Annotated in this window: 23 protein-coding genes and 1 pseudogene; 14 read left to right on the top strand and 10 right to left on the bottom strand. The window is 44.2% G+C overall.

Translation table 11 applies throughout. The features are described 5' to 3' along the window. Positions 1–18: 18 nt before the first annotated feature. The 4 genes and pseudogenes from AC08OG_RS11455 to AC08OG_RS11440 all read left to right on the top strand — a co-directional run bounded on the left by AC08OG_RS11455 (position 19) and on the right by AC08OG_RS11440 (position 5,035). A pseudogene (locus AC08OG_RS11455) lies at positions 19–2,231 on the top strand (heavy metal translocating P-type ATPase). Between the two features lie 248 nt (positions 2,232–2,479). Beyond that, entirely contained in the window at positions 2,480–4,063 is a 1,584-nt protein-coding gene (locus tag AC08OG_RS11450) for a GGDEF domain-containing protein (protein ID WP_482929565.1), read from the top strand. 33 nt (positions 4,064–4,096) lie between these two features. After that, positions 4,097–4,501, top strand: a complete 405-nt coding sequence (locus tag AC08OG_RS11445; protein WP_292353812.1) for a lysozyme inhibitor LprI family protein — start codon at positions 4,097–4,099, stop codon at positions 4,499–4,501. Between the two features lie 24 nt (positions 4,502–4,525). Then, the gene (locus tag AC08OG_RS11440; protein WP_292353814.1) at positions 4,526–5,035 is read left to right on the top strand and encodes a hypothetical protein; all 510 of its coding nucleotides are present in this window, start codon (positions 4,526–4,528) and stop codon (positions 5,033–5,035) included. Between the two features lie 9 nt (positions 5,036–5,044). Here AC08OG_RS11440 and gluQRS read toward each other — a convergent pair whose 3' ends face one another. After that, the gene (gene gluQRS / locus AC08OG_RS11435; RefSeq protein ID WP_482929564.1) at positions 5,045–5,974 is read right to left on the bottom strand and encodes a tRNA glutamyl-Q(34) synthetase GluQRS; all 930 of its coding nucleotides are present in this window, start codon (positions 5,972–5,974) and stop codon (positions 5,045–5,047) included. 67 nt (positions 5,975–6,041) lie between these two features. Between gluQRS and AC08OG_RS11430 the strand changes: the two genes are divergently transcribed. The 3 genes from AC08OG_RS11430 to AC08OG_RS11420 all read left to right on the top strand — a co-directional run bounded on the left by AC08OG_RS11430 (position 6,042) and on the right by AC08OG_RS11420 (position 7,444). Beyond that, positions 6,042–6,434, top strand: coding sequence for a gamma-glutamylcyclotransferase family protein (locus AC08OG_RS11430; RefSeq protein WP_292353818.1), 393 nt, complete (start codon positions 6,042–6,044; stop codon positions 6,432–6,434). An 88-nt stretch (positions 6,435–6,522) separates the two neighbouring features. After that, a complete protein-coding gene (locus AC08OG_RS11425) occupies positions 6,523–6,846 on the top strand; it encodes a hypothetical protein (protein ID WP_482929563.1) in 324 nt (107 codons plus the stop codon). A 49-nt stretch (positions 6,847–6,895) separates the two neighbouring features. After that, complete coding sequence (locus AC08OG_RS11420; RefSeq protein ID WP_292353822.1) at positions 6,896–7,444, top strand: hypothetical protein; 549 nt, start codon at positions 6,896–6,898, stop codon at positions 7,442–7,444. Between the two features lie 134 nt (positions 7,445–7,578). Here AC08OG_RS11420 and AC08OG_RS11415 read toward each other — a convergent pair whose 3' ends face one another. Next, the gene (locus tag AC08OG_RS11415; protein ID WP_014707945.1) at positions 7,579–7,728 is read right to left on the bottom strand and encodes a DUF3096 domain-containing protein; all 150 of its coding nucleotides are present in this window, start codon (positions 7,726–7,728) and stop codon (positions 7,579–7,581) included. 84 nt (positions 7,729–7,812) lie between these two features. Further along, positions 7,813–8,355 (bottom strand): SgcJ/EcaC family oxidoreductase, encoded by a 543-nt coding sequence (locus AC08OG_RS11410; RefSeq protein WP_292399914.1) that lies wholly within the window; start codon positions 8,353–8,355, stop codon positions 7,813–7,815. A gap of 236 nt (positions 8,356–8,591) precedes the next feature. Between AC08OG_RS11410 and AC08OG_RS11405 the strand changes: the two genes are divergently transcribed. Then, complete coding sequence (locus AC08OG_RS11405) at positions 8,592–9,290, top strand: glutamine amidotransferase-related protein (protein WP_292399910.1); 699 nt, start codon at positions 8,592–8,594, stop codon at positions 9,288–9,290. Between the two features lie 15 nt (positions 9,291–9,305). Further along, positions 9,306–9,755: a thioesterase domain-containing protein gene (locus tag AC08OG_RS11400; RefSeq protein WP_318989402.1), complete on the top strand. Its 450-nt coding sequence runs from the start codon at positions 9,306–9,308 to the stop codon at positions 9,753–9,755. A gap of 31 nt (positions 9,756–9,786) precedes the next feature. Here AC08OG_RS11400 and AC08OG_RS11395 read toward each other — a convergent pair whose 3' ends face one another. The 3 genes from AC08OG_RS11395 to AC08OG_RS11385 form a co-directional block, all read right to left on the bottom strand. Continuing rightward, positions 9,787–10,116, bottom strand: coding sequence for a cold shock domain-containing protein (locus tag AC08OG_RS11395; RefSeq protein WP_292353831.1), 330 nt, complete (start codon positions 10,114–10,116; stop codon positions 9,787–9,789). Positions 10,117–10,234: 118 nt separating this feature from the next. Further along, entirely contained in the window at positions 10,235–10,786 is a 552-nt protein-coding gene (locus AC08OG_RS11390; protein ID WP_439503908.1) for a DUF421 domain-containing protein, read from the bottom strand. A 112-nt stretch (positions 10,787–10,898) separates the two neighbouring features. Further along, on the bottom strand, positions 10,899–11,810 hold the full coding sequence (locus AC08OG_RS11385) for a cation diffusion facilitator family transporter (protein ID WP_482929562.1): 912 nt from the start codon (positions 11,808–11,810) through the stop codon (positions 10,899–10,901). Positions 11,811–11,991: 181 nt separating this feature from the next. On the opposite strand from AC08OG_RS11385, the gene AC08OG_RS11380 reads away from it, so the two are divergent. The 5 genes from AC08OG_RS11380 to AC08OG_RS11360 all read left to right on the top strand — a co-directional run bounded on the left by AC08OG_RS11380 (position 11,992) and on the right by AC08OG_RS11360 (position 15,791). Further along, on the top strand, positions 11,992–12,339 hold the full coding sequence (locus AC08OG_RS11380) for a winged helix-turn-helix domain-containing protein (protein WP_292353837.1): 348 nt from the start codon (positions 11,992–11,994) through the stop codon (positions 12,337–12,339). 80 nt (positions 12,340–12,419) lie between these two features. Beyond that, a complete protein-coding gene (locus AC08OG_RS11375) occupies positions 12,420–13,175 on the top strand; it encodes a hypothetical protein (protein WP_482929561.1) in 756 nt (251 codons plus the stop codon). Then, a complete protein-coding gene (locus AC08OG_RS11370; RefSeq protein WP_482929560.1) occupies positions 13,132–13,692 on the top strand; it encodes a hypothetical protein in 561 nt (186 codons plus the stop codon). The genes AC08OG_RS11375 and AC08OG_RS11370 overlap by 44 nt, the downstream gene beginning before the upstream one ends. Positions 13,693–13,707: 15 nt before the next feature. Further along, on the top strand, positions 13,708–14,316 hold the full coding sequence (locus AC08OG_RS11365; RefSeq protein WP_482929559.1) for a TonB-dependent receptor: 609 nt from the start codon (positions 13,708–13,710) through the stop codon (positions 14,314–14,316). After that, positions 14,313–15,791 carry a TonB-dependent receptor domain-containing protein gene (locus AC08OG_RS11360; protein WP_482929558.1) on the top strand — a complete coding sequence of 493 codons (1,479 nt, stop codon included), beginning with the start codon at positions 14,313–14,315 and terminating at the stop codon, positions 15,789–15,791. The genes AC08OG_RS11365 and AC08OG_RS11360 overlap by 4 nt, the downstream gene beginning before the upstream one ends. 48 nt (positions 15,792–15,839) lie before the next feature. On the opposite strand, the gene AC08OG_RS11355 is transcribed toward AC08OG_RS11360, so the two are convergent. The 4 genes from AC08OG_RS11355 to AC08OG_RS11340 form a co-directional block, all read right to left on the bottom strand. Continuing rightward, positions 15,840–17,150 (bottom strand): MFS transporter, encoded by a 1,311-nt coding sequence (locus AC08OG_RS11355; RefSeq protein WP_292353845.1) that lies wholly within the window; start codon positions 17,148–17,150, stop codon positions 15,840–15,842. A gap of 255 nt (positions 17,151–17,405) precedes the next feature. Continuing rightward, positions 17,406–18,341 (bottom strand): sodium-dependent bicarbonate transport family permease, encoded by a 936-nt coding sequence (locus AC08OG_RS11350; RefSeq protein ID WP_482929557.1) that lies wholly within the window; start codon positions 18,339–18,341, stop codon positions 17,406–17,408. A gap of 108 nt (positions 18,342–18,449) precedes the next feature. Then, positions 18,450–19,202, bottom strand: a complete 753-nt coding sequence (locus AC08OG_RS11345) for an endonuclease/exonuclease/phosphatase family protein (RefSeq protein WP_292399882.1) — start codon at positions 19,200–19,202, stop codon at positions 18,450–18,452. 155 nt (positions 19,203–19,357) lie between these two features. Next, positions 19,358–19,900 (bottom strand): ATP-dependent zinc protease family protein, encoded by a 543-nt coding sequence (locus AC08OG_RS11340; protein ID WP_482929556.1) that lies wholly within the window; start codon positions 19,898–19,900, stop codon positions 19,358–19,360. Positions 19,901–20,020 lie beyond the last annotated feature (120 nt).

Below are 20,020 nucleotides of genomic sequence, written 5' to 3'. Positions count from 1 at the left end.
TCAGCAACAGGACATTAAATGGCTCAGCAAATTGTGCAATTGCAACTCAGCGGCATGCGGTGTGCTGCCTGTGCGAACACCATCGAAAAAGCCCTGAAAAAAACGCCTTCGGTGAAGTCGGCGCAGGTGAATTACGCCAATGAAAAGGCCACGATTCGTGGCGAACAGCTTGAAGCAGATGTGTTGATAAAAGCCATTGAACAAGCCGGTTATCAAGCGCAATTAATTGATATTGAGCACCAGCAGGATAATCGGCAGGATTTGCAGAAAATCCAGCTATATAAATTTATTGCCGCAGCAATTTTATCTCTGCCGCTGCTTTACAGCATGATCGGTCATTTCAGTTGGACCCGTGATCTGCCGATTCCAACAGTTTTGATGAATGCATGGGTACAAATGGCCTTGGCCACGCCAGTGCAGTTTATTATCGGCTGGCAATTTTATCGTGGTAGTTATTACGCTTTAAAAAATCTCAGTGCCAATATGGATGTGTTGGTAGCGTTGGGCACATCAGCTGCCTATTTTTACAGTGTCTGGCTTACCTTCAAATTTGGTGCGATAGCAGCGCATGATGGTCTGTATTTTGAAACCAGTGCGGTATTGATCACGTTAATTTTATTAGGCAAATGGTTTGAAGCAAGAGCCAAAGGCCATACTTCTGAGGCTATTCGCAAACTATTAAAACTGCAGCCTCAACAGGCATCACGCGAATCACCAGATGGTCAGACCTTATTGGTTTCGGTAAAAGAGTTGCAACAGGGCGATATTGTGCAGATTAAACCCGGTCAACAGATCCCCGTTGATGGAGTGATAGTCGAAGGTCAGTCGGCTGTAGATGAATCCATGTTGACCGGTGAAAGCATGCCAGTGGAAAAAAACGTCAATGACAAAGTGGTGGGTGCCACCTTTAACAAAAATGGTTTTTTACGGGTTCGCGCTACCCATTTGGGCGAAGAAGCGGCACTGGCCCGAATTGTTCGGGTAGTTGAACAGGCTCAGGGCTCCAAAGCGCCGATACAGCGTCTGGCGGATAAAGTTTCGGGTGTATTTGTTCCGGTGGTTGTGGTGATAGCTCTGATTACATTTTTACTGTGGTGGTTTTGGTTTACCCCCGGTGATAGTGGCAGAGCTTTGGAAACCATGGTGGCCGTGCTGGTTATCGCCTGTCCGTGTGCTTTGGGGCTGGCTACACCAACCTCGATTATGGCCGGGTCAGGGCGGGCGGCTGAAGCTGGCATTTTATTCAAACAAGCCGACACGCTCGAATTAACTCAATCATTGACAGCGATTGTTTTTGATAAAACGGGTACGTTGACCCAGGGCAAACCGGCATTAACGGATTTTTTGTTGGCAGAAGATTATGAAAAATCGGTTATCGCTGGCATCGTCATCGCTATTGAAAGCAAATCAGAACATCCGCTGGCACAGGCTATTGTTGATGGGTTAAAACCCCAAAAAACTCAGAGTGTATTGATTGAGAACTTTACCGCCCTGAGTGGTCATGGGGTGATGGGTAATGCTGAGGTGAACGGCAAAACTTCCCAGATCCGTTTGGGAACCAAAAAACTGATGCAGGATCACGATATCGATATGGGTGATTGGCAAACTCAGCAACAGCAACTGGAAAAACAGGGGAAAACCGCCATGCTGATTGCAGTAGATCAGCAGGTAATCGGCTTACTGGCTGTGGCTGATACGATTCGGGATTCCGCCAAATCAGCTGTTACCGCTTTAAAAAACGCGGTTTACAGATCATTATGTTGACCGGAGATAATCAGCTTACAGCGGATGCCATTGCTCTTGAGCTGGGTATTGATAAGGTAATTGCCGAAGTCTTGCCAGAACACAAAGCCGATAAAATCCGTGAATTACGTCAGCAGGGACAAGTCGTGGCAATGGTGGGGGATGGTATCAATGATGCCCCGGCAATGGCTGAAGCAGATGTTGGTATTGCAATGGGAAGTGGTACCGATGTGGCGATTGAAACAGCGGATATCGCGTTGATGCGGGCTGATTTGAATACCGTTGATACTGCCATTCAGTTAAGTCATCTGACCGTGCGAAATATTCGACAAAACCTGTTTTGGGCATTTGGCTACAATTCTTTGGGTATTCCTATTGCAGCAGCAGGTTTACTGGCCCCGTGGCTGGCTGGTGCAGCAATGGCGTTCAGTTCTATTTCTGTTGTGTTAAATGCATTAAGGCTGCAACGGGTTAAAAATATCCACTAGGGTTTGATGAGCTCTCATCTCCACTTTGTCAGACACAAAAATAACCTCCTGCAGTGGTGGATATGAACGACACAACAGATTCTGGTTCATTACATGGGATAGTCATTATCAATATTTCTCAGCTTGATGCTGTTTCAGGGCTCTCAAACTTGTTAAAGCGTTCTTGGCTTGCATCACATTGCGGAAAATTATGAGTTCAGATCCATGCACAGCTGATGTAAGATTCCTGAAAAGGAATAAATCCTACATTGCCTATAACAAAGGTCGGACCAATGGCGGCAGAAGAGCTGGAAAGTAAACTCGAACAATGGAAGCACAAATATCTCGAGCTGCTTGCACGTGAAGAAAAACAGACAACTTATACCGAACTTCTGGAACGCAGTCTTGGACGACTTGCCCTGGTCTCTGAAGGGATTAATCCTGTCCTGGATAAACAGCTGCATTCACTGCGAAAGGAATTACGCAGTAATAAAGATGTTGGTCGGATCAGCGATATCCTCGAAAAAATACAGCAATTTATCAACCAAATGGATGAAAGTCCGCAGAGTTCCGATGCTTCAGAATTATTACGTCATCTGCTGTTATCGTTAACCATACCAGCAGAATCAAAGCCAGCTGTTGATAATCTGCTAATTCAGCTGAAAGATGCTACCAACCAACAAACCCGTGAATTGTTACCGGATTTTGTGTCTTTACTGGAAGCGATTAACGTTAAGGTATCTGCTTCACCGGACCAGGAAAAACCTCGTTCAGGGCTGTTGCAGAAAATCGGCTTTAAGAAACGTACTATTGAAGTCACTCAGTTGCTGTGCAGTATGATTGATAATCTGCAGTTGCCAGAAATGTTCAACGAACAACTCCGTGAGATCCATGCGCAATTGCAATCCCAGCCGGATAAAAAGAACTTACCGCAAATTATTGATGCCCTGACTGCGCTGATTAATTCGCTGGGAGCTCAAGCTCAGCTTCAACAACTTGAATACCGGGCTTTTCTTGCCACGTTAAGTGAGCGCATTAATGAGCTTGATGATTTGCTGCGGGTGACAGTGAAAGACGAAGAAGAAGCCTTTAATCAACGACAGAAAATTGGTCAAAAGGTTGATGCCGGACTGGATGATATTTACAAACAAATTGATGTTGCCAGTGAACCGCGTGAGTTGAAGACGATTATTCGTGAACGTTTGACAGCACTGAGCGGAGCGGTAGATGAATATCGAAACGCTGATCAGACACGCTATTATCAATCACAATTAGAAATCAAAAAGCTGACAGATCGGTTACAGGAACTGGAATCTGAGACCAAATCCTTACAGGATGGTATTCGCAAAGCCCATGAAATGGTACGCAAAGATACGTTGACTGGGATCGGTAATCGTCAGGCTCTGATGGATGCTTTGGAAACAGAATACATTCGCTGGCAGCGTTACAAACATCCGCTTAGCCTGGTGGTCTGGGACATTGATAACTTCAAACAGATAAATGACAATCTTGGCCATCTGGCAGGCGATAAGATATTAATTCGTATTGCCGAGATTTTATCGACTTCTACCCGTGAAATTGATTTTGTTGCTCGATTTGGTGGAGAGGAATTTGTCGGGATATTTCCTGCGACCGCATTAGCTGAAACCATGGTTCTGGCCAATAAAATTCGCGAAGAAATCAGCAACACACGTTTTCTATATGATGGCAAACCTGTGCCCATTACCGTTTCTGCTGGCGTAGCTACTTTTCATCAGGGTGATAATACCGAAAAAGTATTTAAACGTGCTGATGCTGCGATGTTTAAAGCCAAAAAGCAGGGGCGTAATGTCTGTGTTGTTGAAGAGATATAAGTTTTTTTTTGCCTGATTCACCCAGGAGTCGTGATGAGAATCATTGGGTTGTTTTTATTGTGTGTTTCAGCTCCTGTAGTAGCTGCAGAAAATTGCCAAAATGCCAACACAACCTATGAGATTGGTGTTTGCATGGCTGAGCAATTAGAGCAGCAAGAGGTTGAAATGCAACATTATCTTGCCGAAGCCAGAGCCCGTTATGCTGATGATATAGTGATTGTAGAATCGATTGAAAAGGCCCAGCAAAATTGGCTCGGCTATCGTCAGGAACAATGCGGTTCCATCTATAATATTTGGAGAGATGGGACTATCCGTAGCATCATGGGATTAAGCTGTTCTATTCGGATGACAAAATTACGAACGCATCAGATATGGCACAGTTACCTTACTTATATGGAAAATAGTCCACCACTTTTGCCTGAGCCAAAGATAGAGTGAATAACGGATTCTGGATGAGTCTCCATGAACAACAGTATTCAGGAAAAAATTCATCTGGAACATGAAGCAGCTAAATTGTTTATGCGGTTGTACGAAAAACAATTTGCTGTACCGATGCGACATATCTGGCATAACCTGCCGCGCAAACCGGATGTTTCATGTTATCTCAATGGCACACAGCTTGATTTGGAGATTGCGCATATCTACGGTAGTGAACCAGAGGCAAAGTTAATCCTTGGAAGAGCAGCAGAAGACAGGATATTAGCTGCCTTACACCAGCTATCAGAATTACCCATTAACAATCGGTTAATTGCATCGCTGAATGCTGTTCTTACTACTAAATCGCAGAAAAAATACCACAGCCAGAGGGTATGGTTGGTGTTACGCAATATGAATTCATTATGGCAACAAAAGAATTTTGAAAAACATCGCCATCAAATAGTGTTACCGGACAAACATCCTTTCGAACAGATCTGGTTAATTTGTGATGCCAAAGGCGATAGTGGTGTTATACGTTTATTTCCATATGAATAGCGAAACAGATTAATCGTTTTCTGCCGGAATTAACGTCACCTGGCGCCGAATTTTGGGGACCAGCTGAACGTTCCAATGCTGAATGGCCCATTCCCATAAGATATCCAGCGGGACATGGGCTAAATCCGTTGGTGGTTGCATCCCCAGAAAATTCAACACACGACACAACACAGCTCCGCTGTCTCTATGCTTTACCGGTTGTGCCCGGGTTTGCTTACTGAGTTTTTCACCATGAAGATTGGTGGCCACTGGTATATGGGCATATTCCGGGGATTTAACCCCCAGCTGCTGTTGCAGATAAATCTGTCTCGGTGTTGAATCGAGCAAATCTGCACCACGCACAATATGTGTGACCCCTTGCAGCCCATCATCAGCCACCACCGCAAGTTGGTAGGCAAATAAGCCATCTGCCCGTTTCAAGACAAAGTCACCGACTTGCTGACCGAGAATTTGAGATTGTTTGCCTTGAACACGATCTTCATAATCAATACTTTCATTATTTACCCGCAACCGCCAGGAAACTGGTTGCTTCCCTTCTGGCAAACCATGACGACAAAACCCAGGATAAACAGGGCCATCAATACCCATTTGGGCAGCAGCGTTAATTTCTTTACGACTGCAACCGCATGGGTAGGCCAATTGTTGTGAGATTAATTTTTCAAGTGCCCGACGATAGATATCATCACGCTGGCTTTGATAAATTATTTCACCGTCCCATTGAAAACCAAAGCTTATCAGCGTATCAATAATATCCTGAGCTGCACCGGGTACCTCACGAGGTTTATCAAGGTCTTCCATTCGCACCAGCCAACTACCATTATGTGCACGTGCATCCAGATAGCTGGCGGTTGCAGCGACCAAAGAGCCAAAATGCAGTGGGCCAGTGGGAGACGGTGCAAAGCGTCCGATATATTTTAGAGATGTTAAGTCTGAATTCATGTTTAGTTGAGATAATCCACCACGTAGAGTGTAATGAGTTTCTGTTGATCTTTCATAGCCTGAATTTATGACTGAAGATTATCTTTTTGTATACGGTACCTTACGTAAAAACACTGAACGCCATGATTTGTTGCAACGCTGCTGTGATTATATCGATACCGGAATGTTGCAGGCTGTCATGTATCTAATTTCTTATTATCCAGGAGTGATATTGACAGATAATCCGCAGCAGCAAGTTGTCGGGGAGGTGTATCGTATCCATAATCCCCAATTGCTGTTTGCCGAGCTTGATGATTATGAAGAATGTTCTTCAAGTTTTGCAGAGCCTCACGAATATGTGCGGCAGCAGCAAATAATTTGTTTGAGTAATGGAAATAAGCTCTCAGCCTGGGTTTATCTTTATAATCAACCTATATCGGGTAAGAAACGTATCATCTCCGGCGACTTTCTTAACCCGTAAACAACCGACCATCATAAAAACTATTTATTTCTATAACGGTTTTTAAAGATCACATCAGCAGTTAAAGTGCTTGAAAAAAAGAGGTTTTATGTTTCGATCAGATGCTTTTCGCCAGCAAGCTCAAAACTGGCAACAACAATTTCGAAAAGTTCAGTCTGCCGGTTTTTTGCAACGTATTTTTGCTTGGATTTTACTGGGAATGGTGATGATGCTCAGCCTGGCGTTGTTGGTGGTGGTCGTGTTGCTAAGCTGGATTCTGATCCCCCTGATGTTGTACCGGGCGCGTAAACAAATGCGTAGAGCTCAGCAAGCAGGTAACCAGCATCAGCCGTTTTCGCAACGATCTTCTCGACAATCTCGTCATGAGACTCATATCATTGAGGGTGAAATTATCAGCCGTAAAGAGGATTAATTTGCCTGATTAATCGCTGGATTATATCAGTCGAACAAGGAGGCCACGATTGTCAGAGACCATTAGCCCGATAGGCTTTAGCGCCAGCGAAGACTGGACGGTAGAAGATTTTTACCGTTTCTTTCACCAACTAAATATATTGTATAACCGTCTTTATGTTCTGGAAAAGATAAAAAATAAAGGCCAAAGCCGTAATCTCAAAAATGCGTTTTACGGTTCATTATCCTCTGTGAGTGAATCCCACCGCCTGATTATCAAATCCATCGAAGTGCATTCGCCTGGAGATTTTAATCTATTGGGAGTGGATAAAATTATTCAGCAATTGCGTGATTTGTGGAAAGATATTTCCTATCAAAACCGGCTGACCAAACAGCGGGTCACTGAACAAAATCGTCACGATAAACAAATGCATCAGTTGAAAGAAGTCGCTGCAATGCAGAAACTGCTGCAAAATCAGATCAAATTGATGCACCAGCTGGGATATAAAGAAGACGAAATTGCACAAGGAGTGAAAGCGTTGGCCGACCCGCTCGAACAGTTAGTGGAACTGGCTAACAGCCGTAAAATTTCGTTGAAAGAGGTAAAGGGTAAAAATTAAGCCTGAAGTCGTTATGGCATTGATAGTAATCATCAAGCGATCGATGCCATTAAGATACAAACATCATAATAAAATCAAAAAACGACGAAAGTTTATTACAACTCCCGTCGTCATTGGTACGTAATCTATTAAGCCTAAGGCGTAATGTTGAGATTGCCGCCAAAGATACCTACCAAACCGATAATAATCAGATAAATTGCCACGATATAGTTCAGTAATCTTGGTACCACCAGGATCAGAATACCGGCTATCAAAGAAATCAGTGGAGTCAGTGCAATAGTCATTTTTTTCCCTCGCTGTTGTAATTAATTTTATTATTGTGCTCAAAAAGCCTGTCAGAAGACGTGAGCAGGAATGATAATACAGAATTACCCCTGTTCTTTAATCAGAATATTTTTCATTAGCTCTGGTTCATCAACCATATCTTCTGGCATCGCTGATGAATGGTGATTGATGATTAACCATTCACCATCATTCTGACGTTCATATACAAAGTTGTAGCGTGCCTGAACTTCCTGTTCCTGCCCATTTTTTGTCAGGGTGAAGGTATAAATTCCGGCATCAATTGCAATATTGCCATTAATGGTAATGTTACTTTCATCAATCCGGCCATTGGGTTGCAGGGCGAGAAAATATCCGAAATATTCACGTATGCCCTCATGGTCAGTACGAACCTGGTTAGAGAGTGTTGGTAACAGAACCGCATCATTTGCATAATAAGCTGCTACCGCGGCTGCGTCGCCGGTTTGCAAAGCATTATTCCAACGGTCAAACAAGTATTCGATTTCTGCTTCAGTTGCCTGAACGTCTTTTACTTCAGGCTCTGGTGCACAGGCTGTCAGCATTAAGCCCAATGCTAAAGTAAATGTCAGTTTGTGGTGTGGTTTAGATAAAAAAATACTTTTTGTCATAATGATTCTCCCTCGGAAAGCACTTATCATTAACAACATAAGGCGAAATAATAGGCTTCTACCGGCCAAGATACTCCAAAATGCTGTTTGATGTGATCAGTTTCCATTAAACCAGATAATACAGTGCCATGACTTAAGCCAGATTAATCAATGCTTAATTTATTGAGCAAACAGGCAAACTTTAAACAGAACGGGGGATAGTCATAGCCCTTTTCAGTAATTTTTCAGGACTCAGAATGCAGGCACATTATTTTCAGCATGTACCGTTTGAAGGTTTAGGCAGTATTGAAGCCTGGTTTCAAAATCATGGCTATCAAATCAATGCTACCCGGTTTTATCAACAAGCTAATTTGCCAGATATTAATGATGTGGATTTTCTGGTGGTGATGGGCGGGCCAATGAGCGTGAATGATGAAGCTCAGTATCCATGGTTAGCAGCAGAAAAGCAGTTTATCCGGCAATTTATAGAGACCGGTAAACCTGTTCTGGGAATTTGTCTCGGTGCACAACTGATCGCCAGCGCGATGGGTGCCAGAGTCTATCCCAATATAGAAAAAGAAATCGGCTGGTGGCCAATTCAGGCGGTGGCTAACAATAATGCAGCTGCTTTCACTTTTCCTGAAATGGCCATGGTGTTTCACTGGCATGGTGAAACCTTTGATTTACCGAAGAATAGCTTGTGGCTGGCAAAAAGTTTTGGCTGTCATAATCAGGCATTTCAATTGGGCCAATCAGTCATTGGTTTGCAATTTCATTTAGAGACCACCGAAGACTCTGCTCAGGCCATTATTGAACACTGTGCCGATGAATTGGTGCCGGCACCTTATGTGCAGGCTGAAGGTGAAATACTGACCGCCGATCTGCAAAAATATCAAAATATCAATCAGCTGATGAATTCAGTACTGGATTACCTTGATAATGCACAGCAACAATAGTAGTGACTAATAGATATGACACATAATCAACTCGAACGCTATCTGTATAAACACATTCCTTTGTCGGCAGCCATGCAGGTAAGTGTGCAGAACATGACTGCAAAATCATTAACTCTGCAGGCACCGCTGGCCCCCAATATTAACCATCAGGAAACAGTATTTGGTGGCAGTGCATCAACGTTGGCGATTCTATCAGCCTGGTCGTTATTGCATACACGATTGGCGGAGGAGGGGATAGCTTCTCAACTGGTGATTCAGCGAAACGAGATGGCCTATCTCAAACCCATGACCGGAGACTTCACTGCTACGGCTGCGCTAGTGGATGAAAATGATTGGACAAGGTTCCTCAAAATCTTACGTCGTAAAGGAAAAGCCCGTATTCGCGTAGCAGCAGTTTTGTATTCCGGTCAACAGCTGGCGGCTAAGTTTTCAGGGGAATATGTGGCGTTATACGACGAGCACTAAATTATTTAATCGGATTTGGATTGCATTGGCGTTATTGAGTTACGCTCGCCACGATCAACCCAATCACCAACAGCACAATTATTCCGCTGAGAATTTTTGTTTTGTTACCCGGCGTTTTACTGAGTTTAATCGTCGAAGCATGCGTTTGCGTTTTTACTGATCCCCCACGGCTAATATTGATGGCTCTGGTTTTACCATCGGCTGTGGTTTCAATGTCAAAATCAAGCAGTTCACCAACTTTGGGACGGGGACTGCTGGATGGGAAGGCTGAAATATGAACAAATACTTGCTGTTGATTATGCTCACAGAGGATGAATCCAAAACCTCTGTCATCTTTCCATTTGATTAACTTTCCGTGCATTTTCATTCAATCTTAATTTAATTAATAACTTGTCAACATAACAAAGCCAGACGCTTTAAGGAAGTTTAATAACGTTCGCCAGAAGGGATTTATGGATCGCTGACAAATTTATTCATCGTTAATGCAGGTCAGATCCATCGAGTTTGCCTTTACCTGGAACAACGATACCTTGCAGGCTCGTAGTTGCTTGGCTATTTTCTTGCTTTACCACACTAAATGAACCATCGGTTTCCAAAACCACGGCTTTGATATGCTCGAATGTTTGACTACCCGAGGAGCGTACAGCCGAATGAATTTCATCTTCAGTGACTCGTGCACGTTTCAGTGCTGACGATAACAGGTTTCCATCATAGACCAGCAGTGCAGGTTCGCCGGTGACAATTTTTCGAACCCAAGGCACCCTGACACTGGACCAGGTCACCAGATATTGCATGCCGATCAGCAAAGCAAACGCCAGGACTCCCTCTGCCAATGCAACATCTCTATTAAGTAAAATAGTCGCCAAAGTAGAACCTAAAGCTACAGTCACAACCATATCAAACGCATTCATTTTGGATAAAGTTCGTCTGCCTGAAATCCGTAATAAGATGACCAGACTGACGTATGCCAGCACCCCGATAATCAGAGTGCGAAATAAGGTTTCCCAATTATCAAAAAATATCTGGCTCATTTGTTTCTCCTGCTTATCCAACACGCCAACATTTTAAATTGATAGGTTAAATCAGGGTAATCTTCTATCAATTAGGCTTGGTTTACTTCTGTGAGCTCACGATGGAGTATGGTTAATGGCATTCATGACTGCTGTTTAGCAGGCAGTTTTCAGTTTCCATTACTGACTCGATTTGAATGGTGGAATGTACGATCCCAAAATGATCATGCAAATGGTTTTGCAACTGATAGAGCAAGACAGTATTCAGATCGGACTCATCAACGACCAGATGAACGGTCAAAGCTGTTTCATTGGTGCTTAAAGGCCAGACATGCAGGTCATGAAAGTGTCTGACCTGTTCAAAGCTTAACAAATAATGCTGGATCTTTTTTATATCGATATTGGCTGGGACAGCATCCATCGCATAGTTGAGGGATTCATTTAATAATCGCCAGGTGCCTACCAGAATAACAGCAACAATGAGCAGGCTGACCACCGGATCAATCCATAACCACCCTTTAAACAAAATAAACAATCCGGCAATCACTACGCCTAATGAGACAGCAGCATCAGCAGCCATATGCAGGAAAGCCCCACGAATATTCAAATCCTGTTTTTGCCCTTTAAAAAACAACAGTGCCGTGATGGTATTAATGACCACACCAATGCTGGCGACAATAATAACGGTCATACCTTGCACTGGCTGAGGGGTCAGCATCCTGTTGATCGATTCCCAGGCAATCCCACCCAAGGCAATTAACAGCATGACAGAACTGATTAATGCCGCCATCACGGTGGCTTTACGAAAACCATAAGTGCGTTTTTCAGTGGCAGCTTTTTTCGCCAGGATACTGGCTCCCCAGGCGAGTAATAAACTGACTACATCACTCAGGTTATGCCCTGCATCAGCCAGCAAAGCCATTGATCCAGACAGAATGCCGTAACTGGCCTCAATGATGACAAATATAATATTCAGGCTGATGCCTATGGCAAATGCCTGATTGTAATTAGCGACGTCGTGATGATGTGTGTGACTATGAGCCATCAGTTGTTCCGTTAGTGAGGTAAAGCAAGTCCCTTCAGGGTAATAAACAATAACCTGTTTGTCTTGTCTTGATGCTTTTTCATTAAAGCTAAAGTGATAAATACAAACGCAGCTATTCAACTGAGAGTAAGTCGACAATGCTATTATTTACCTGTTTGAAATTACTTCATCAGGGTGCTGCATGTCAGATTCAGTCAGTATAAAAATCAGGTTACATAACCAAGACTCGGTCGCGTTGGGGCCTGGGAAAGCCGATTTACTCGATGCCATTTTACAGCATGGTTCAATCTCTGCTGCCGGGCGTGCGATGGGAATGTCTTACAAACGTGCCTGGGATCTGGTGAATACGATGAATCTGAGCTTTTCCAAACCGCTTGTGGTGACAGCAAAAGGTGGTTCACATGGAGGTGGAGCTGAAGTCACCGAGTTTGGGAAATCCATTTTGACTGCTTACCGTGATCTTGAAAAGAAAGCCTACGTTTCGATTGCTGATGATCTTGAAAAAATGACACAGCTGCTGGGCAGCTGAGTTCAGTAAACAGTATTAAAGAAATATTTACCTTAATCGTTATATATGTTGGAATACGTCGATAACAGGTTAGGAAGATTATGCTACCAACTAAAGCACAGCGCTGGTATATCGGCATTGATGATACAGATAATATTGAAAGCCGTGGCACCGGCTTTCATGCGCGTTCACTTGGCGCTGCGATTAATAAGCAGCAATTGGGTAGATGCCGATTTATAACACGCCATCAATTATTGATGAGTCCGCTGGTGCCATTTACTTCCCATAATAGTGCTGCTTGTCTGGTTATTGAGCAGTTCAATGCTCCCGTTAGGGATATTGAAAAATTGTGTGTTGAGTATCTTTTAAACGAGAGTGCCGAGGGGGCTGATGTTGGTTTGTGCATTGCATCGGAGCAACAGCTTTCCATGGCTATGCTGCAGTTCGGTTTTATCTGTAAACAACGATTGGTGACTCAGCAACAAGCCCGTGATCTTGCAAGGCAACACAACGTTATCCTCCATGGCCTGACGGGAACAGAGGATGGTGTAATTGGCGCGCTGGCAGCGGTTAATCTATGTGGTTCGGGAGTGGATGGACGTTTACTGTGGTTGCCTGGCATGCGTGATCATGTTCAGCAAACCTTAAGCCTTTCGAGTTTGTTGGATTTGACCGACATAACAGTGGTACAGGATCGGCAAGGAAAAGTGTTAACCGATCCTGTTATCCAAATTGCAATGGGAAGCTGGCCACGAGCTATCTGGCTGGGTGGAGAAGCCACCTTGATTGTTGAACCTGATGAGGAAACCCCCAATGAGTGGAAAGTTGCTAAAAAGAGCTATCTCAAACAGTTCTGAGGTCTGGCAATCAGATAAATCCCAGCATGCATGGATTTTTATCGCAGGTGCAATGGCGATGCTAATGCATGAAACCTTCCGTTTCGGACTCGATTTGCCAGGTCGTCAGGGACTGACGTTAATGGCAATATTGATATTTGTACGACTGGTTTCGCCATATCACTATTCTGCCACATTGGCTGGAAGTGGTGGTTTAGTGGCGGCTTTAGTGATACGTGACAATCCTGCTGCTGCGATTATCGTTTTGAGCCAAGGGATAGTCCTTGACCTCGCATTTAAACAACTTTCTGTTTCCAACATTACATTATGGTTATTGCCTTTAGCTGCTGGTCTTGCTCATATGTTAAAACCCCTGTTCAAAATGGGATTTCTAACTTGGGCAGGGGTCGAAACGGATTCATTGCGACATGGTTTGGCGTATCCCTTTATGACTCACTTTATCTTTGGTGCAGTGGGTGGGCTGATTGGCTTTCTGGCCTGGCGAACGCTAAAGACATCGCAAAAAAACAATCACTAAACTCAAGGAGACTTTGTGAGCACTTCACATCATAATGCTGCCAACCGATATATATTAAAGAATATATCCAGGTTGGTTTTCAGTGCACTGATAATTCCTGTTTCAGCACAGATCATGGCTGCCGAAATAACAAATGAAAACTACGAGCTTGCTGAAATTAAGGTTGAAAATAATCCGGTGAACAGTTCACAGGTGTTGATTGATCAGCATGATCTGGAATTGTTAGGTGCGAGAAGCCTGGAAGATGCGTTGCGCTTAGTGCCATCAGTCAATACCAGATATGGGGGTGACGGTACTCCTCGTCTGGATATCCGTGGATTACGAACTAGGCAGGTCAAGCTTCTACTGAACGGTATCCCTTTTAATTCCACGTTTGATGGTCAGTTTGACCCCAGTCTGATTCCGGCTTTTGCTATTGGCAAAATTGATTTGAATATCGGTAGTTCATCGGTTTTGTATGGTGATGGCGGTATGGCTGGTGTGATGGATATTAAAACCCGCAATGCGATGAGCGGGTTTCAGGCCAGTTCCAAACTAGAACGTGGCTCAGATGACTTCTGGCTAGCCAATGGGCAGGTTGGTTATGGGGATGCCGATCAGGATTTTTCTTTGGGTATGGTGTGAGAGAGCGTGATGGCTTTTCATTGTCCAATGATTTCACTTCGCCGCTGGAAACTTCTGCAGATAACTTTCAGGATAATGACCAGCGGCGTAACAGTGATGATCGACGGGAAAACCTGATATTTTCATATAATCGAAATTTAACCGAAAAACTCACCATTGGCATGTTTGCCAGCTATCTTGAGGGCCAGTACGGCAAGCCACCGATTGTCTTTGATAACAATGTAGACGATTTTGCTCAACGTGCCAGGTTTGAGCGTGTTGAGTCTCAGCGAGGCTTTTCTCTTCAACTTGGAGGGGATTATCAACTAGCCGATAACTGGTCAACGCGCTTATGGTTTTTTGAAAACCAACTAGAAGAACGCAGCGCCAGTTACGATGATAATTCTTTCTCAACTATCACCACTAATAATACTTTTGCTAGAACAGAGCAGACTAAAACGCATGGTAGCCACGCCCAACTGACAGGTGTATTTCCCACAACCGGATCCAAAGTGGCATTTAGTTTTGATCAGCGTAAAGAAAGCTATGACGAGGCTGGTCTGGAATGCACCATTTCTGGCGGTGGCGGTGGCGGTGGCGGTGGCGGTGGCGGTGGCGGTGGCGGCGCCCAAACTTGCCCATCACGACCTTTTACCCAAACCAGTTCCGATGAATCGATCAGGGTAAAATCCTATGCAGCTGAGTTAACACAGCCATTGGCATTTGATATTACGGCTGTGCTGGGTATTGCGAGACATGAACTAGATAAGTCGGGAAATACTGATGAGTCAACGCACAGCGGGCAATTTTCACTCACTAAACCTATAACAGAGATATCAACCCTTTATGGAACAATTGCACGTAAAGTGGATGCTCCAACCATCCGTCAATTGTTTGAGCAGGGCTCTGGTAACAGTGAGTTGGGTTTTCAAAGGGCCAAACATTATGAAGTGGGTGTGAAAAATCAATGGCAAAAAGGTGCACTAAATATCGCCTTCTGGCAATCAGATATTAAAGATTTTATTGAAAAGGACAACATCACAGATGTATTTGAAAACCGTGATAAATTGCGTTTTAAGGGAGTTGATATTGATGGCGGATATCAGTTTACGGATAAATTAACCATTAACGCTGGGCTAGGCTTTTTAAGTGCTGAAGATAAGTCATCAGATGCCACTACTGAAAGACTGCAGTATCGCCCTTCACATAAAGCCAGCCTGCAGGCCATCTATCAGTTAACACCACAATGGCAATTGAGCGGGGATATTATTCGTATCGGTTCACAAAATTACTTTAACCGAAAGGATTCAGCTATTCGAGATAAACTCGATAGTTTTGAATTAGTAAATACTCGACTTAAATATACGCTTGCCAATCAGAAGGCCGACTTCTATGTTGGTGTTGAAAACCTTTTGGATGAGGATTACTCCACCAGTTATGGTTACCCCCAGGCAGGCAGGTTTGTTTATACCGGTGTGAATTTACGCTGGAAGTAATTTCAAATAGCAAAATCATAGCTACACTTGACGCTAGCTGCCCTAGCGTCAAGAGCCGCTTTGCCGAAGAGCATTGATGATCCGCTTTTGTTCTTCTTCGGCGTAAAAACTCGGATCATCGAATAAATCACGTTGCTGTTGATCAAACATCATATTAAGTGCCTGGGCACTGGTTTGCACCATCGGTTCAAAGTGGGCATTTTGACCACTAACCAGATCCACCACCCGGCGTCGACGGTAAACGATATAACCGCCAAGTAACAGCAAGACCACTCCGATATAAATCGGTAAGCCATGCGACCCCAGTAATGTCATTAAAGAACCGGACAGCACCGGAGCAAACGCACAGCCGGCTCCATGCAATACCAGCATATCGGATGAACCGGAAACAATTTCATCCGGATGCAGTTGATCGATCAGCTGGGCAACCGAGAGTGGATAAATGGAAAACGCCAGGCCACCCCAGATAAAGAACATACTGAGCAGCAATTTTTGTGAGGACGCTATAATCATCATTATCGATATAGCTGCAGCCAGCATCACCACCCATGTCATGACTTTCGGTCGATCATGCTTGTCCGAATAGCGACCAATTGGAATCTGCAACACCGCACCCCCGATAATGGTCAGGCTCATGATCAAAGCAATACCGCTGATATCGTATCCAAGTTGGGTGGCATAAATAGGTGTCATTGACCAGAAAGCGCCCATAGCCAATCCGGATAAAGACGCCCCGGCAACAGACAGTGGAGCGATTCTTAATAAGTTTTTTAAACTGCTTTTTGGTCTTTCAGTCGCGATGTTGGGTTGATTACGCCTGGTAAGGGTTAACGGTAAAATCGCCCAGCTCACCAGAATCGATACCAAAGCAAATAATAAAAAGCCTTCTGGCGAATCAAGATGCAACAATTGTTGTGCAAGAGCGAGCGCGCCCAGGTTGACTACCATGTAAAAGGCAAAGATGCGTCCACGTTCATGACTGGCCGCCTGACTATTGAGCCAACTTTCAATCACAGTCATCAGCGTGATATAGGCCAATCCATAAAAGAAACGAAAGCCCATCCACGCCCATTGGTCGATGAAGATAATGTGTAAAAGCGTGGTGGTGGCGCAGATAGAAGCACAAAATGCAAAAGTACGAATATGCCCCATACGACGAATCAAGCGTCCACTCACCCAGGTGCCACAGATAAATCCGACGAAATAAGCTGACATGATCATGCCCATTACTGCACTGGAAAACCCTTCACTGGTTCCTCGTAAGGTTAACAGTGTGCTGATAAGTCCATTTCCAAGAAGCAGGAGAGCAACGCTCCACAAAATCGACTGAATAGGTTTTAGCAACGCCAATGATTGCATGCATAGCTCCTTATTCGACTGTCCATTTGGTTATTTTTGAACCATCACGCACCAAAACAAAGCCGTGATGGATTCTGCAATGCAAATGCACCTAGCCTGGAAAATGCCATTAAACCTGCATTACTAAAGGGGATGAGGGTTAGCATTGCTGATCAGCATCTTCGCTGCAATTGATTGCTTAAAGTATTATGCAATTGTTGAACCGCATGAAAGCTTGCTGGAAATACTGGCAGAATCAGCCATTGGGAAAACGAATTAACCAATCAGGCTGTGATATAGCGGAATGCCGACAAGCACATTAAATGGAAACGTCAGGCCTAATGCCGCCAGCATAGCTAAACCAATATCAGCTTGTGGAATGGCCGAACGAACGGCAACCGGTGCAGCAATATACGAAGCACTGGCGGTTAAACTTGCCAGGATCAATACGGAGCCGTCTGGCAGTCCGAGCAATTTACCGACAAACAATCCAGCCAAGGCTAAGATACTGGGTGCAACGATGGCAAATAGTACTACGGGAATTTTATCGCGTGATAATTTACTCAATGCTTCGGCGGCGACCAGACCCATTTCCAAAAGAAACAGTGCGAGGACGCCCATAAATGCCCCGGTATATAAATCAGTTACCCCGGCGCCTTGTCTTGGACCATACATCCAGCCAATCACTACCCCGCCAACCAGCAATATAACGCCTCGGTTGGTCAATGATTCATGCAGAATGCTCAACATGCCACCGGAGGAGGCTTGTTTTACCCCGCTGAAATGCCGGTAAAGTATTAACCCAATAACAATAGCTGGTAATTCCAGTAACACCAGATAAAGTGTTACCTGTCCGCCAATCACCAATTGATTGCTTTCAGCATAAGCGAGCGACACAGCAAATGTACCGGCACTGACAGAGCCGTAATGCGCAGCAAAACTGGCACTGTCGGCCAGATTCAGCCGAACAACTTTCAACAGTAATGGGAATAAAATAAGCGGGATCAAAAAGCCCAAAAAAGCCACGGATATCAGTTCTGGCACCAAATTCCAGCCCATATTGCCATGTAATGCCATACCGCCTTTGAGACCAATTGTCAGCATTAATAACAGGCTTAAAACATCGTATGCGGCTTTGGGAATGGCCAGATCGGATTTCACCAGGCCACCCACCAGGCCAAGCAGGAAAAACATTACAACGATGTCAGGCACAGGCAATCCTTGATTCTATATAACAAACAAGAGGCGATAGTGTAACGTTATTGCCGGCTTGCGCCGAGCAATTCTTCGTTAAAGATGGAGCAGACACTGCGTCTTTAGTTAAAATTCAAATGCGGCAATTAATGGGGCATGATCCGACAGCATCTTCCAGGAGGAATGTGGAGGACATTCACAAAATGTTGGCTCCAGGCCACGATAATAAATGCGATCCATCTTGAAAATCGGCATCCATGAGGGCCAGGTTCGTGCGTGTCTTTTATGCAGCGTTCGAAACGCTTCTTTCAAATCCAACCGTTGGGTGAAATGTTTTTCAGCCTGACCATTCCAGTCATTAAAATCTCCGGCAACAACCAAGGGAGCGTCGTGCGGTACGTGCTGATCAATACGCTCGCATAGTGTTTGCAGTTGACGTTTACGTTCGGTGCCCGTCAGACCAAGATGCAGGCAGACAATATGCAGTTCCTGCTGGGTATCGGGAATGTGAATGACGCCATGTAGCAAGCTGCGGCTTGCCCAGGTGTAGGGGGAAACATTGATATTTTCCCAGCTCTGCAACGCATATTTACTGAGGATGGCATTGCCGTGATGACCCACACTGTAAACGGCGTTTTTGGCATAGGCGAAATGTGGCCACATATCTTCAGCAATAAAATCACAGTGTGGGCAATCCGGCCAATGACTGTGTTTCTGCTGATGGCCAGTGTGCTCACCTTGAATTTCCTGTAACAGCATAATATCGGCATCTGCTTCGCGAAGCGCCTCCCGCATTTCATGCAGGATGAACTGCCGATTGCCGGTATTAAAGCCTTTATGCAGGTTGTAAGTCAGGATTCTAAGTGATTGTTTGGACATTCCATCTCTGAAAAAAGCTTAAAGCAATACAGTAACATCTCTTATGCCTAGAAAATATGACCTATATTAAACCTTTAAATCCTAGCCAAAAAAAACGCCGGTTCAACTATGAGCCGGCGTTCTGTAATGTGGCTTTTATAATAGCTTTTACTGAATCAACGTTGTACTTCGGGAAGTTCTTCCGGATCTTTGTTTGCCAGCTTCACCTCACATTCTGGTGATGCGATCATCTTTTCAGAAGAACTCACCAATAGTGAATTTTCTAAAAAGTTACGCCCAACCAGGATAGGGAAGGTCATACGACTGCGATCAGCAAGCGTAAAACGGGTTTCTTCGTAATGGGTGCCAACACACAGCCCCATTTCAACTACATATCGTGTTTGTTTACCGCTGGCCTGTTTAATCGTGACTTTATCCACGATGGGCCGGGTCAAGATATATTCCTGGTCTTGATGATCGATAAAAGTAAAACGCACCATTTCCTCGCCGTTTTCTTCAATGACCTTTGTATCAACTGCATACATCGAATTGGTTGCAGCCCCGGTATCAATCCGTGCTTTAGTTTGGATTTCACCAGGGAATAACGTGACGATTTCCTGATGACCTAAAACCGATTGTTGTTCGATATCAACTTTGCTTTCATTGGCATGTACTGTGAAGCTGAAGGCCAATAACAAGCTCAAAGTGAGTTTACGCATGGTGTCTCTATCCTTTTCTTAATTATTTGAATTGGGTGGGCATCATGGCCAGCAACAGGCTAACACGGGCTTAATGAATTCAAGCTTAATCAAAGTTAAAGTGCTGATTTATCAAATTTT

Source organism: Methylophaga sp. F7 (assembly GCF_056863975.1).
Note: the sequence above shows the minus strand (reverse complement) of the source record. Positions and strands in the feature narration are given on the sequence as shown.

Excerpts from the sequence above, each read along its gene's own strand:
- AC08OG_RS11395 (WP_292353831.1), bottom strand. The coding sequence starts at position 10,116 with ATGCACGGAAAGTTAATCAAATGGAAAGATGACAGAGGTTTTGGATTC.
- AC08OG_RS11345 (WP_292399882.1), bottom strand. The coding sequence starts at position 19,202 with ATGTCCAAACAATCACTTAGAATCCTGACTTACAACCTGCATAAAGGC.
- AC08OG_RS11410 (WP_292399914.1), bottom strand. The coding sequence starts at position 8,355 with ATGACAAAAAGTATTTTTTTATCTAAACCACACCACAAACTGACATTT.
- AC08OG_RS11380 (WP_292353837.1), top strand. The coding sequence starts at position 11,992 with ATGTCAGATTCAGTCAGTATAAAAATCAGGTTACATAACCAAGACTCG.
- AC08OG_RS11390 (WP_439503908.1), bottom strand. The coding sequence starts at position 10,786 with ATGAGCCAGATATTTTTTGATAATTGGGAAACCTTATTTCGCACTCTG.
- AC08OG_RS11375 (WP_482929561.1), top strand. The coding sequence starts at position 12,420 with ATGCTACCAACTAAAGCACAGCGCTGGTATATCGGCATTGATGATACA.
- AC08OG_RS11385 (WP_482929562.1), bottom strand. The coding sequence starts at position 11,810 with ATGGCTCATAGTCACACACATCATCACGACGTCGCTAATTACAATCAG.
- AC08OG_RS11340 (WP_482929556.1), bottom strand. The coding sequence starts at position 19,900 with ATGCGTAAACTCACTTTGAGCTTGTTATTGGCCTTCAGCTTCACAGTA.
- AC08OG_RS11400 (WP_318989402.1), top strand. The coding sequence starts at position 9,306 with ATGACACATAATCAACTCGAACGCTATCTGTATAAACACATTCCTTTG.
- AC08OG_RS11445 (WP_292353812.1), top strand. The coding sequence starts at position 4,097 with ATGAGAATCATTGGGTTGTTTTTATTGTGTGTTTCAGCTCCTGTAGTA.
- AC08OG_RS11430 (WP_292353818.1), top strand. The coding sequence starts at position 6,042 with ATGACTGAAGATTATCTTTTTGTATACGGTACCTTACGTAAAAACACT.
- AC08OG_RS11370 (WP_482929560.1), top strand. The coding sequence starts at position 13,132 with ATGAGTGGAAAGTTGCTAAAAAGAGCTATCTCAAACAGTTCTGAGGTC.
- AC08OG_RS11405 (WP_292399910.1), top strand. The coding sequence starts at position 8,592 with ATGCAGGCACATTATTTTCAGCATGTACCGTTTGAAGGTTTAGGCAGT.
- AC08OG_RS11440 (WP_292353814.1), top strand. The coding sequence starts at position 4,526 with ATGAACAACAGTATTCAGGAAAAAATTCATCTGGAACATGAAGCAGCT.
- AC08OG_RS11425 (WP_482929563.1), top strand. The coding sequence starts at position 6,523 with ATGTTTCGATCAGATGCTTTTCGCCAGCAAGCTCAAAACTGGCAACAA.
- AC08OG_RS11355 (WP_292353845.1), bottom strand. The coding sequence starts at position 17,150 with ATGCAATCATTGGCGTTGCTAAAACCTATTCAGTCGATTTTGTGGAGC.
- AC08OG_RS11415 (WP_014707945.1), bottom strand. The coding sequence starts at position 7,728 with ATGACTATTGCACTGACTCCACTGATTTCTTTGATAGCCGGTATTCTG.
- gluQRS (WP_482929564.1), bottom strand. The coding sequence starts at position 5,974 with ATGAATTCAGACTTAACATCTCTAAAATATATCGGACGCTTTGCACCG.